At 57.5% G+C, this 12,183-nt stretch carries 12 protein-coding genes and 1 pseudogene; 5 read left to right on the top strand and 8 right to left on the bottom strand.

The features are described from left to right. The first annotated feature begins 181 nt into the window (after positions 1-181). Positions 182-535: a hypothetical protein gene (locus ACQKPS_RS20215; RefSeq protein WP_427605461.1), complete on the top strand. Its 354-nt coding sequence runs from the start codon at positions 182-184 to the stop codon at positions 533-535. A 43-nt stretch (positions 536-578) separates the two neighbouring features. Here ACQKPS_RS20215 and ACQKPS_RS20220 read toward each other — a convergent pair whose 3' ends face one another. From ACQKPS_RS20220 to ACQKPS_RS20245, 6 genes and pseudogenes are all read right to left on the bottom strand, one after another. Further along, a complete protein-coding gene (locus ACQKPS_RS20220) occupies positions 579-956 on the bottom strand; it encodes a DUF4440 domain-containing protein (RefSeq protein ID WP_427605462.1) in 378 nt (125 codons plus the stop codon). 18 nt (positions 957-974) lie between these two features. Next, positions 975-1,487 (bottom strand): IclR family transcriptional regulator, encoded by a 513-nt coding sequence (locus tag ACQKPS_RS20225; RefSeq protein ID WP_427605492.1) that lies wholly within the window; start codon positions 1,485-1,487, stop codon positions 975-977. Between the two features lie 54 nt (positions 1,488-1,541). Further along, positions 1,542-1,745: pseudogene (locus ACQKPS_RS20230) on the bottom strand (helix-turn-helix domain-containing protein); the annotation flags it as partial. Between the two features lie 136 nt (positions 1,746-1,881). Further along, a complete protein-coding gene (locus ACQKPS_RS20235) occupies positions 1,882-3,201 on the bottom strand; it encodes an MFS transporter (RefSeq protein ID WP_427605463.1) in 1,320 nt (439 codons plus the stop codon). A gap of 174 nt (positions 3,202-3,375) precedes the next feature. Continuing rightward, positions 3,376-4,578, bottom strand: coding sequence for a CaiB/BaiF CoA transferase family protein (locus tag ACQKPS_RS20240; protein WP_427605464.1), 1,203 nt, complete (start codon positions 4,576-4,578; stop codon positions 3,376-3,378). Continuing rightward, positions 4,575-5,516 (bottom strand): hydroxymethylglutaryl-CoA lyase, encoded by a 942-nt coding sequence (locus ACQKPS_RS20245; protein ID WP_427605465.1) that lies wholly within the window; start codon positions 5,514-5,516, stop codon positions 4,575-4,577. Before ACQKPS_RS20245 ends, ACQKPS_RS20240 begins: the two co-directional genes overlap by 4 nt. A 390-nt stretch (positions 5,517-5,906) precedes the next feature. On the opposite strand from ACQKPS_RS20245, the gene ACQKPS_RS20250 reads away from it, so the two are divergent. The 4 genes from ACQKPS_RS20250 (at position 5,907) to ACQKPS_RS20265 (ending at position 9,898) form a co-directional block, all read left to right on the top strand. Continuing rightward, complete coding sequence (locus ACQKPS_RS20250; RefSeq protein WP_427605466.1) at positions 5,907-6,839, top strand: SMP-30/gluconolactonase/LRE family protein; 933 nt, start codon at positions 5,907-5,909, stop codon at positions 6,837-6,839. Positions 6,840-6,945: 106 nt separating this feature from the next. Then, a complete protein-coding gene (locus ACQKPS_RS20255) occupies positions 6,946-8,232 on the top strand; it encodes a CitMHS family transporter (RefSeq protein ID WP_427605467.1) in 1,287 nt (428 codons plus the stop codon). Positions 8,233-8,382: 150 nt separating this feature from the next. Further along, a complete protein-coding gene (locus ACQKPS_RS20260) occupies positions 8,383-8,880 on the top strand; it encodes a GNAT family N-acetyltransferase (RefSeq protein ID WP_427605493.1) in 498 nt (165 codons plus the stop codon). Positions 8,881-9,052: 172 nt separating this feature from the next. Continuing rightward, positions 9,053-9,898 (top strand): alpha/beta fold hydrolase, encoded by an 846-nt coding sequence (locus ACQKPS_RS20265; RefSeq protein WP_427605468.1) that lies wholly within the window; start codon positions 9,053-9,055, stop codon positions 9,896-9,898. Between the two features lie 61 nt (positions 9,899-9,959). Here the strand turns inward: ACQKPS_RS20265 and ACQKPS_RS20270 are convergent, their stop codons facing one another. Both ACQKPS_RS20270 and ACQKPS_RS20275 read right to left on the bottom strand, forming a co-directional pair. Then, complete coding sequence (locus ACQKPS_RS20270; protein ID WP_427605469.1) at positions 9,960-11,180, bottom strand: MFS transporter; 1,221 nt, start codon at positions 11,178-11,180, stop codon at positions 9,960-9,962. Positions 11,181-11,303: 123 nt separating this feature from the next. Beyond that, on the bottom strand, positions 11,304-12,164 hold the full coding sequence (locus ACQKPS_RS20275; RefSeq protein WP_427605470.1) for an N-acyl homoserine lactonase family protein: 861 nt from the start codon (positions 12,162-12,164) through the stop codon (positions 11,304-11,306). Positions 12,165-12,183: the final 19 nt, after the last annotated feature.

Below are 12,183 nucleotides of genomic sequence, written 5' to 3' on the forward strand. Positions count from 1 at the left end.
CTGTAGCCCCAGTAATCAAAACCAGCGATTGCCTCGAGGAAAGTACAGGTATCCGACCCTATGAAATTCCCGAGGCAGATGAAGCGCGAATCTACTGGGTTGAACCTGACGCAGCCGCATCCGTTCACCCCGATTGACGATTGGCATATCCACAACGGTTCAATACGCCAGGCAGGCCCCCATGAGCGACATTGAAATACTGTCCGTCTCTCCAGACGGTCGCTACCAGGTCCAGGCGACCCCGTGGGAAGCAGGCAACTCGCACTGGGTGTTTCCGCCGCAGATCATGGACCTGCGTAACGGACACGTGGTGTTCGGCTTTGAAGACCCTCTGTGGTCGGCAGACCTCAGCAACTGGACAAGCCCGACCCAGGTCGAACTCACGCTGCGCAAATACCCCGGCCATCGAGCACCTCGGGGGCTCAAGGTAATCATTGAATGTGCGCTGGGGACCGCAGAGTATGGCGACGGCATGCACATCGAACTGGCCCGTCTGGAAAGCAGCCTTGAGCGGATGCTCGATCTGCCCGGCTGAACTATGCCTCTGCCAGCGACTTGGCTGCGGCTCAAGCGGTAAATCACGCTGCCCAGGTTTCATGGAGATGGCGCCACAGAACCCGGTCTCCCTGAAGGCTGAACAGCGCCGTCGAGCGCCGTGTCGTCGCGTCCTGACCCGGCAGCCGATGGGTCTCTTGATAGCGGACCATTGCACCGTCCGGCCATTGCGCCAGGGTTTCCAAGCCGCAGAGCTCGATGCTCAACCCCGGTTGACTACCAGCGCGCGTGGCGAACAGCGTGGCGACATCCTGCAGGTTCACCTGCAAGCCAGTCGGCGTGATCATGGAGAAATCCGCCGTGAAACGCTCGACCATCGCCTCGACCTGGCCCTCTCCTCTGGCGAAGAGCGCCTCGATCAACACGTGCAGGTCGATGACTTCTTGTAGATAAGGATTCATGGTTCGATAACTGCTCGCCTACTTTTCACCAACTTTTTCTAAAGCGGCAAGTAACTCCCGGTTGCTTCCCCCAAGCAGGCTTGTCGCCTGGGCGGCACGCTTCAACACCATCAATCGAGCCGCTTGCAGCTGATCCTTGTTGAACCGCTCGGCTGGGCCCGACAGCGTTAAAGCACCTTTGAACTCGTGGGCGACGCCAAACACAGGAGCCGAGATCGACGATGTATCGGGGTCGCGCTCACCAAATGAGGTCGCCCAGAACTGCTCCCTGACCTCCGCCAAAGCGCGATCTGCTGGCGGGCCAAATGCCCTGAGGATCTTTCCGGAAGCGCCGGCATGCAGCGGGAAACGGTCACCCTCATGGATGCTGAAGCGCACTGCTCGCTTGGGTTCCACCCGGAAAAGTACCACCCGGATATCGTTCTCGATCACATAGAACGAAGAGGTCTCCCCGCTCTCTTCAGTGAGTGCCTCGAGCACCGGGTAAATCGTATCGCGTAGACGGAAGGAGGATTGGTAAATCTGAGCCAACCGCAGGGGCTCATGGCCCACAGCGTACTGCCCGTCAGCCAGGCGCCTGACAAATCCAGCCCTTTCCAGGGAGCTCATGAGCCGAAGGATGGTGCTTTTGTACAAACCCGTGCGACGAGCGATTTCCGCCAACGGTAGCGTGCTCCGATCAGGCTCGAAAGCACCCAGGATCGCAAAGGCCCGGTCAACCGCTGCCACCCCTCCGTCAGCATTGTTCCTGGAAGCTTCGGCTACCGCTGGCTCATTTTTTGGTGACATCGGACTTCATCTCGGCGCTATCGTGAAAAAGCGGCCCCTTGAAGGGGCCGTTCAGATGGCTGTTACCTTACCTGTGAGTACGGTGAGCAGCTAGTCCATTGTCCAGAACAACGTTCCACGTTGCCAACACCAGGCGTCAGGCATCCCGCATGAACAGTCGCAGGGACAATGCCATCACGGCGGCGAAGAACAGGATGCATCCCATGACCATCAGGCCCGCCGTGAAGGAATGGGTGTAATCCTTCAGGAACCCCATCAGATAGGGCCCGACGAACCCACCGAACGCACCGATGGAGTTGATCAGGGCGATACCCCCTGCTGCAGCCTGGCCACTCAGGAACTTTGCCGGCAGCGTGTAGAAGATCGTCTTCGCCGAGATCGTCCCTACCAGGGCCAGGGTGATACCTGCCAATGCGGGTATCAGAGCATTCATGTTTACCGCAAAGATCAATGCCATACCGGCCAATACCAGCGCGATGATGAGGTTCAGAATGCCGCGTCCACTTCTATCCACATGCTTGGCCCAGAACAGCAAGCCAACCGTCGAGAAGAAGTAAGGTACCGCAGCGACCCAACCAATCAGGCTCACTTCGACACCCTGGGCCTTCAACATCTGCGGCAGCCAGATACCGATCCCGTAGGTGCCGATGGTGAAGCTGAAGGTGATGGTGCTCAGGATCCAGACGCGCGGATCCTTGAGTGCTGCACCGAGACCGTGGCTCTTTTGGCTGCCGGCCTTTTCCTTCTCCAGCATTGCGGTAAGCGCATCCTGCTCTTCCTGAGACAGCCACTTGGCCTGGGCAGGCCGGTTGGCCAGTACCTTCAACGTGATGAGTCCCAGGAGGCAAGCTGGCAAACCCTCAATGATGAACATCCACTGCCACCCCGCCAGCCCCCAGGCTCCATGCAACTGGAGCAGGTAGATGGAAAGCGGGCCCCCGACAAGGAATGAGATCGGCGTTGCAACCGTGAACCATGCCAGCACCCGAGTGCGATATTGGGCAGGGAACCAGAGGGTGAGGAAGAAGATCACGCCAGGGAAGAAGCCCGCCTCGGCTACCCCCAAAAGGAACCGGACAACATAGAAGCTGTAGGGGCCGATCACGAAGGCAGTGGCCGCTGCGGCAAGCCCCCAGGTGATCATGATGCGGGCCATCCAGAGGCGCGCACCGAAGCGGTACATGGCGAGGTTGCTCGGGACTTCGCAGAGGCAATAGCCCACGAACATGATCCCTGCACCCAGGCCAAACTGCGCTGCAGTGAGCCCTAACTGATCAGTCATCTGCAGCGCCGCGTAACCGACGCTGGTGCGATCCAGGTAGTTGAAGAAATAGGCCAGCGCCAACAAGGGGATAAGGCGCCAGGCGGCCTTCTTCATCGCGCGTTGCTGCAAGGCAGACGTGGCTTCGGGCTGGGGCAGGGAAACATGGGTATCCGGGGTCGTGACATTCGCCATGACGGTGTCCTCGGTTTTGTTGTTATGAATACCGTGGCTGGATCGGCCATCGGAGCGCGCAGACCGTGGTACGTCCCATACCTTCAGTGCTGCTGATTTCGCTCGAGAGTCAGTTCGAGCTGGGCGTAAAACTCATCGGGAGCGGGCCGTCAAAGGAGACCCGCCCCAATCTGATCAAACGGTTCTGATCGCGCCGCTGGATTCGAGCTGACTGATCTCGTCGTCGCCATAACCCAGCTGTGCGAGCACCTCTCTGGAATGGCTGCCCAAGGCCGGGACATTGAGACGAGCACCAAAACGTTGGCCGTTCATCTCGATAGGCAGCATCGGCACCTTCACCTGCTCACCATCAGGCAATGTCAGCTCAGCCATACCGCCAGACTGATTAAGGTGCTCATCCTCAAACATGTCTTCCGGTCGCTGGATCGGGGAAAACGGCAAGCCCGCCTTCTCACAAAGCGCCATCACGGTCTGCTTATCCATGCCAGACAAGCGCTCTCTCACCATGGGAATAATTCGGTCGCGTGCCTGGACGCGCAGATTGTTCCGGCTCAGTTCGGCGTCATTTCCAAGTTCAGGGAAGTCGAAGGTTTCGCAGAAGGCGACCCACTGACTGTCGCTGACGACACCCATGAAGACCTGCTCACCTTCCTGGACGGTCTCGAACACGTCATAGATGGCCCAAGCCGAAATCCGGCTTGGCATGGGTGCAGCCGCTTTACCGGTTACGGCTTTCTGCATCATGTGCTGAGCGACCAGGAAGGCCGAGTTTTCAAACAGACCGGTCTGTACGAACTGACCGCGCCCCGTCTCTTTGCGCTGCAGCAGGGCGGCAAGAATCGAGACGGTACTGAACATACCGCCCATCACATCGTTGACAGACGCTCCGGCGCGTAACGGGCGCCCGACGGGCCCCGTCATGTAAGCCAAGCCCGTCATCATCTGTACCACCTCATCCAGCGCGGTGCGTTTCTCGTAGGGGCCTGGCAGAAAGCCTTTCATCGAGCTGTAAATGATGTCCGGCTTGATGGCCTTGACCTGCTCATAGCCCAGGCCCAGTTTCTCCATGGCCCCAGGGCGGAAGTTCTCTGTGACGACATCTGCCGTGGCCAGCAACTTCTTGACGGCAGCCATGCCTTCTGCGGACTTGATGTCCACCGCAAAGCTCTTCTTGTTACGGTTGTAGGCCATCCAGTAGCCGGCACCGGACCCCATCAGACGGCGCGTGTTATCACCCTCCGGAACGGGCTCTACCTTGATGACCTCGGCGCCGAGATCGGCAAGCAGCAACCCGCAGGTCGGGCCCATCACCATGTGCACAAACTCGACTACGCGAATGCCCGCCAGAGGCAGAGACTTCTGTTCACGCTGGCTCATACGGCCTCCTTCGCGTAGATGAAATTCTTGCCAACACCGGCATCTGGGATGAAGCCATAAACAGGCTCTTCCGGGAGCCCTCGGCGAAGCACTTCACGCGCCGCAACGAGGCGATCAATGTCTACACCGGTTTTCAGGCCCATGGACTCGAGCAGATACACCAGGTCTTCGGTGACGATGTTGCCCGAAGCACCCGGTGCGTAGGGGCAGCCGCCCAAGCCGCCTTGGGAACCATCGAAGGTCTTCACCCCTGCTTCCAGTGCAGCGACGACGTTGGCCAGACCCTGGCCGCGAGTGTTGTGGAAATGGGCGCTGCCTGCGAGCGCGCCGAGCTCCTGGAACAGACGCGTGAAAAGTCGACGCACTTGAACCGGGTTGGCGTAACCGACCGTGTCTGAAAGGCCGACCTCGTCTACCCCCAGTTCGGCCATTTTCAAGGCAATCGCCAGGGTCTCGTCGTCGGTTACGACGCCTTGAAGTGTGCATCCGAAGGCAGTCGAAACGCCCGCTTCGATCAGCACATCCGGGAAGCGTTCATTACGCAAGGCAACCACCGCCCGAACCTCATCGAAGACCTGGGCGTGCGTCTTGCGGATGTTTGAGATCGAGTGCTGCTCGCTGACCGAGATGGGCAGCGTGATCTTATGCACACCCGCGTTGAAAGCAGCTTCGGCCCCCTTGAGGTTCGGCACCAAAGCAGTAACGAAAAGATCTGGCAGCGTCAGGGCATGGGCTACTACCTGTGCAGTATCTGCCATCTGCGGCAGCAGTTTTGGCGATACAAACGATCCGACCTCGATTTCTCTCAAACCGGCGCCCGCCAGAGCCGAGATCCACTCCAGCTTCACCGCGGTGGGCATGGTGGCCTTGACGCTCTGCAAGCCATCTCTGGGCCCGACTTCGCTGACGAGGATGTCGATATCTGTCGCTTCTTTCACGGAGGTCCTCCTGTAGCTGGGGAGAGCCTGTCCGAACATTCACTCAGTGCGGCTGCGATGCGGAGCGCTGTTTTTATGATTGTTCTGTCAGGCAGAATTACGTTCTGATTTAGTATCTACCCACATTTTCACACCTGTCAATGAGGGTGACGATGAACGGATTTCGCTGGCTTTTTGGCTGGCTACCGAAGAGAGGCAGGGTTTCGAGCAAGGCTTGACAGCTGGGAAAATTGCTTGGAAAGTGTTCTATCAAGAGCAATGTAGTTCTGCCCAACAGAACAACTACTCGAAACAACAAGATATCCCAGGCAACGCACACTGATGAAACTGGCCCAGACTCTGCCGTTGGAGCCTCAGTGTCGCGTGTCTGTTTTCACATGGAGATTTGCCATGAGCCTGTATGCCCCTCCCGAGGAACGACCAACCGAAATCTTCAGCAGATTGCCGAAAGCGTTTTGGCGCGACGGGGATTCCGACTGGGTCAGAGCCAACAAGCCAGGCCAGCGCGTGGCGAGCTTCCTGGAAGGGCCCTCCTTCGACCAGGCCGGCAATCTCTATGTTACGGATATCCCCTACGGCCGGATCTTTCGCGTTTCCCCTCAGGGAGACTGGGATCTGGTTGCTGAATACGACGGCTGGCCTAACGGTTTGAAAATCCACCGTGACGGGCGAATCTTCATTGCCGACTACAAGAACGGGATCCTGGTTCTCGACCCGATCAGCAAACGCATCGAGCCGTTCCTGACGCATCGCCGAAGTGAAAGCTTCAAGGGTGTCAATGATCTGTTCTTTGATCGACAGGGGCACCTCTTCTTCACCGATCAAGGTCAGACAGGCATGCACGATCCAACGGGTCGGGTTTTCCGCTACGACCTGGAGCAACAGCGCCTGGAATGTTTGCTGGATAACGGCCCTAGTCCCAATGGCCTGGTGATGGACCTCCAGGAAAAAGCGCTGCTGGTAGCGATGACGCGCGGCAACGCAGTATGGCGACTCCCGCTGCAACCCGATGGCACTACGTCCAAGGTGGGTGTCTTCACCTCAATGGCCGGGGGCGTGAGTGGCGCTGACGGCATGGCTTTGGATGAGTCTGGGAATCTCTATGTCTGCGATGCAGGCAATGGATGCGTATGGGCATTCGACGCCCATGCCGTGCCACTCTACCGATTCAAATCGTGTACCGAGGGCCGTACGTTGACCAATCTCGCCTTTGGCGGTGAGGGCAATCGTGGCCTCTACATCACCGACTCGTCGACCGGACACATCCTGAGAGCTGAGCCCGGTCACGCCGGGAAGCTGATGTTCTCGCACGCCCCGGCTTAACGACTGCTTGCGACAGCCCTGTGCACATGGCGCACGGGGCCTGCTCGGCCCTGGAAAAGCCTGGCAATTCTTACGACTCATACAAAACAGATAATAAGAGGGCTACATGCTCACACTCTTGAGCTACACAATGATCGTCTGCTTCATGTATCTGGTCATGAGCAAACGACTGTCACCGCTGGTTGCGCTGATTCTGGTGCCGGTTGCATTCGCCAGTCTGGGAGGCTTTGCCACCCAGCTCGGCCCCATGATGTTCGATGGCGTGAAGATGCTGGCCCCGACAGGGATCATGCTGACGTTCGCGATACTCTACTTCTGCATGATGACCGATGCAGGCTTGTTCAACCCGCTGATCAAGCTGATCCTCAAGTGCGTGAAAGGCGACCCACTGAAAATTGTCATTGGCACCGCTGTGCTCGGCATCTGCGTGGGCCTGGATGGCGACGGTGCCACGACCTACATCATCACCACCGCAGCACTTCTTCCGCTCTACCGGCGTACAGGCATGAGCCTGCAGGTTCTGGCCACCGTGCTGTTGCTGACCAACGGGGTGATGAACATCCTCCCTTGGGCCGGGCCCTTTTCGCGTGCAGCAAGCGCCATGCACGTAGACATCACTGAACTGTTCATCGAGATGCTACCGCTGATGATCGCTGGAGCGGGTTGGGTGATTTTCGCGGCGTTCTTTCTGGGTAGCCGGGAGCGCCGTCGTCTGGGTGTCGTGCAACTCGATCATGACGAGGGCATGAGCCATTTCACCGCGTTCAAACTGACCGACTGGCGCTTCCTCTTCAACGCGGTACTCACCATCGCGCTGATCAGCATGATGATGCTCAGCCTCATGCCCCTGCCGATCCTCTTCATGCTCGCCTTCGGCCTGGGCGTCCTGGTGAACTTCCCAAGTGTCAAAGACCAAAAGGAAGTCATCGGAAAATACGCCGACAACGTCATGGCAGTCACCCTGCTGATTTTCGCCGCCGGCATCTTCGTCGGGATCATGTCCGGCACTGGGATGATCAAGGCGATCTCGGAAAGCCTGATCCATGTGATCCCTGAATCCGCTGGCCATTTCATGTCGGTCATCACGGCCTTCCTCAGCATGCCTTTCACCTACGTGCTGACCAACGATGCTTTCTATTTCGGGATTCTCCCCATTTTGGCCGAGACTGCGAGCCACTACGGTATCGGCGCCAAGGAAATGGCCATCGCCGGTTTGATCGGGCAGCCAGTCCATCTGCTCAGCCCACTGGTTGCCTCAACCTATCTGCTCTGTGGACTGCTTGACCTGGACTACGGAGACAACCAGCGAGCGTCCATCGGCTGGAGCATCGGTACGTGCATGGTGATGTTCGTTGCGGCTATCGCGATTGGAACCATCGACATTTTCAACTGAGGGCATTCCTCCACCGAGCCATTCCCAGGTGGGCAATCTCACCTGCTGTTGAAGTGGGCTGGGGGCGTCGTTCTTGAGGAAGTTGCGAGGGTTTAGGGAGTGACATAGGCTGCATCTTCATGAGTGGATGCTACTGACGCTGGAGAACCGATGATGGGATTACAAGGATGTGCAGCGTTTCACGGTCTGGCGTGCCGCCCTGTCGGGCCCTCTGACGCCGAAATGATCTGCTCGCATCGCGAGCAGATGTTCCTTGAAGCGGGTGGCATTGCTGAAAATCTGCGCGTCATGACTGAGCACTTTCGCCCATGGCTGCAGGAGCGGCTGGGTGACGGTCGGTATTACGGATTCAAACTCCTGGATGGCGAACAGGTGGTTGCAGCGATTGGCCTGATGAGCATCGATTGGCCTCCCCATCCCTCGCACCCTACCCTGGACAAGCGTGGCTATGTGTTGAATGTGTACGTCCAGCCGGCCTACCGCCGCCGGGGCCTGGCTTCGTCATTGATGCAAGCGGCTGAAGCCGAATTCGCTCGCCGAGGCATCACCTTCGCTGTCCTGCATGCCACCGAGACGGGCAAACCGGTGTATGAGCAAGGCGGTTGGGCTGGAACGGCGGAAATGGCCAAATCCATTGCTGTGCTGTGATCACTTACGAGACTTTGCGGACGCACGGCCTTGGGGCCGAAGGTCCACCCGGTTAGGCCGGGGGTGTTGGCCTTGCCGCAGCAGTATGTCCTGAAAACCAACCCTAAACGACGTACCGCCTTGGACAACGAACCTTCAGGATTGGACCACACCAAACCAAGGAGCAGGCCCGATGTCCACCTCGATCAAAAGCGCTGAAGCAGAAACTCGTTTCATCGATGTCAGCAATCGCCGACTCGCCTACCGCACGATAGGCGATGGCAAGCCCTTGCTCTTGCTGGTTCGCTATAGAGGCACGATGGATGATTGGGATCCCCTGTTTCTCGATAGTCTGGTCACGCAAGGCTTTCAAGTAACAGTCTTCGACTACAGCGGTCTGGGCCAGTCAACAGGTGAGGCTAGCTATAACCCAGGCTCTCTGGCAAAGGATGCCATCGAGCTGATTCACGCCCTTGGCCTGCGCCGCGTCGTGATTGGAGGGTGGTCGCTTGGCGGCATTGCTGCACAAATTGTTCTGGCGCAGGCACCACAGCTGGTGAGCCACGCGGTACTGCTGGGCACAACGCCTCCTGGCCAGTTGGTGAAAACGGGCGAGCCTCTGTTTTATGAGCTTGCACGACGTGAAAATGACTTCGAAGATTTTGTGAAACTGTTCTTCGAGCCAACCTCGGATCGGAGTCGAACGGCGGCTGAGCTCGCCTGGTCGCGACTGGCGTCGAGAACCCAAAATCGTAGCCCGCAGGTGCCAGTTGCCTGGGCTGCACAGCAACTCGGCGACGCCCCCAAGAACCCGGTATTCCCCGTAGAAGCAGTACTGCAGGTCCTCAAGACCACCAACATCCCGGTTCTGCACATAGGCGGTGATCACGACATCGTATTCCCTGTCGAGAACTGGCAGGCGCTGACCCAGCAACTTCCGTCGCTGACCCAACTCAGCTTGCCGAATACCGGGCATGGCCCTCACATGCAATACCCCATCGCCACTGCCCGGCACATCGGGGCATTCGTTGCGGAGTAGCGACCAGTAGCCGCTCACTGAAAAGGCCACTTTACGTGGCCTTTTCTACTTTCTACTAGCGTCATACCTTAGCGCCACCACTCATCATCCTGTAGACCGCTACGAATGAAAGGCTCATTACCAGCATGGCGAACACTATTGCGGTTTCGAAGATGCCGTATCCGCTAGCTACCGCATACCCAGCGATCATCGCCGGAACACCCATACCGAGGTAGCAACAGAGGAAGGCAACGGATAACACTCCCGCGACCTCCTCGGCACGTGACTTGGATAAAACCAGTCGAATGCCACCTTGAAAACCAGCACCAAAGCCAGCTCCTGAAATCACAACGCCAAAGACAAAGGGTGCGAGCGAACCGGTGATCAATGAGGCTAAGACCATAGCCATACCGGTCAGCAGCCCCAGTGCACCAATCCAGGAGAGGGTATGCATCGACCGATTAACGAATGTGCCGATCGCAGCTACCCCACTTCCAGCGAAAGCTGCCAACACCAATCCTCCTGCCCATGACGCGGATAACGCAAAGAGCTGCTCAATTAACCGTGGTCCCATCGAAGCAAAAAAACCGGCGACAGCCCAGCCAGCAACGAATAGCGACGATGCAATGATCATGGGTCCGCGCACAGGCACAGGTATGCTGAATTGAGGCACCATTGACCGGGCAGCCCCAGGTATTCTTGAGCGGACATCCCTCATGATGAGTAGACCAACGCCCTGAATGACCAAAATGAAAGATAGCGCCGCGAACACGGTATGAGTGGGGTACGGTAATGCCTGTGCGAATACGCTACCCATCAGAGCGCCAACAGCGCTGCCGATGGCAGGAGTGAGGGCATTCACGACTGCGCCGCGCTTGTGGTTGAGGTCAATCAAGGCTGCGCCTACCGCAGGAACTGCAGCCCCTGTCGACACGCCTTGAATCAGCCTGCCAAGCACCAAATCCGTGAAGCCCTCAGCTACACCCAGCACGTACATGGCCACCAATTGCAAAACAGTCGTCCACAACAGTACCGATCGACGACCGACGTAGTCGGACAGCCGTCCGAACACTAGCAGCCCGGCAAGTACTGATATGGCATAAATACTGAAGATAAAGCTGATGCCCATCGCAGTGAAATGCCACTGGTCCTGATAGATCGGATACAACGGTGTAGGTACGCTGGATCCAGCCAGGAAAGTCACTGTGATGGAGGCAAGCAGCCCAAAACGAGTCCGCGGGCCAAGACGCTGCTTGTCGTCATTGGCAACGCTTACTCCAGGGGTTATCAGAATCTGGTTCATGACTTGTGCTCACAGTAAGCGGTTGATCAACAGGCATACGCCCATCGCAAATACCAGTGTTCCAGTCCCGAAGCGCACGGCTCGCCAAGGGCGAGCGCGTGCAAAGGTGATGAAAGCCATGCGTCACACTGAAGCCAAAAGCGAATAATTGATGGCTTTTGTAACGTCAGCTTGTGGATTAGAAATGGCATCGAGCATACGCCCAACGACTCTTCCGCCCTTGATCAAGGCAGGCGCGTCGTGACTTGGAAGCAGAAATTTGCTATCTGCAAGCGCCCTTTTGAGAGCTTTCTTTTCATCCAGTGTGGACATGGCCCGATTCGCTGTGATCGTCGGCTCATGGGACGCTTGATCGAGAATGGGCTCAATCAATTGGTCGTGAATGTCGTAGGCGATGTCGCCGCAGATATTCGCCAGTCCTTCGTCAGTTTCGACCAGGACCGATATCGAGCCTGGCGTGTGTCCCCCTGACAGTCGAACTGCTACGCCAGGGATAACCTCTTCTTCGAACGTGCCATCGACATCGAACAGGCGAATTGCGCCTCGAGTGTGGAGACGATCAATCAAGTGCTTGGTATCAGCCGCGGTGTACATGAGCGGTCCCATGATGCCGGATGCAGCGAACTCCAGTTCACGACGGGAGATGCCGACAGTAGTCGCCATCGGGAAAAGATCAGTCATGCCGACGTGATCGATATGAGCATGCGTGTGGACGATGTGCCGGATGTCTTCCATCCGCAACCCATGCTGGGCCAGATGGTATTCAAGCGTCATTTGCGGCGTCACTTCGTACGTCAGTCCATATTCTTCATACTGCTGGGCATTGCGTGACCCCGTATCGACCAGGATCGGTTCCTCCCCTCCAGTAATAAGGAAACCCAGAACCGGGATGCTGACTTGCTCGCCGGGGTTCCGGAACATGACCAGACCACTCGAATCCATCTGCATGTTTCCGAGGTTAATTGGATGGATCTTCAGTGCCATGGTGATTCTCCTTGCAGGC

The sequence above is a fragment of the Pseudomonas sp. NPDC086566 genome, from assembly GCF_050280885.1.
Taxonomy (GTDB): domain Bacteria; phylum Pseudomonadota; class Gammaproteobacteria; order Pseudomonadales; family Pseudomonadaceae; genus Aquipseudomonas; species Aquipseudomonas vlassakiae.

Excerpts from the sequence above, each read along its gene's own strand:
- ACQKPS_RS20215 (WP_427605461.1), top strand. The coding sequence starts at position 182 with ATGAGCGACATTGAAATACTGTCCGTCTCTCCAGACGGTCGCTACCAG.
- ACQKPS_RS20220 (WP_427605462.1), bottom strand. The coding sequence starts at position 956 with ATGAATCCTTATCTACAAGAAGTCATCGACCTGCACGTGTTGATCGAG.
- ACQKPS_RS20235 (WP_427605463.1), bottom strand. The coding sequence starts at position 3,201 with ATGGCGAATGTCACGACCCCGGATACCCATGTTTCCCTGCCCCAGCCC.
- ACQKPS_RS20240 (WP_427605464.1), bottom strand. The coding sequence starts at position 4,578 with ATGAGCCAGCGTGAACAGAAGTCTCTGCCTCTGGCGGGCATTCGCGTA.
- ACQKPS_RS20250 (WP_427605466.1), top strand. The coding sequence starts at position 5,907 with ATGAGCCTGTATGCCCCTCCCGAGGAACGACCAACCGAAATCTTCAGC.
- ACQKPS_RS20255 (WP_427605467.1), top strand. The coding sequence starts at position 6,946 with ATGCTCACACTCTTGAGCTACACAATGATCGTCTGCTTCATGTATCTG.
- ACQKPS_RS20260 (WP_427605493.1), top strand. The coding sequence starts at position 8,383 with ATGATGGGATTACAAGGATGTGCAGCGTTTCACGGTCTGGCGTGCCGC.
- ACQKPS_RS20265 (WP_427605468.1), top strand. The coding sequence starts at position 9,053 with ATGTCCACCTCGATCAAAAGCGCTGAAGCAGAAACTCGTTTCATCGAT.
- ACQKPS_RS20270 (WP_427605469.1), bottom strand. The coding sequence starts at position 11,180 with ATGAACCAGATTCTGATAACCCCTGGAGTAAGCGTTGCCAATGACGAC.
- ACQKPS_RS20275 (WP_427605470.1), bottom strand. The coding sequence starts at position 12,164 with ATGGCACTGAAGATCCATCCAATTAACCTCGGAAACATGCAGATGGAT.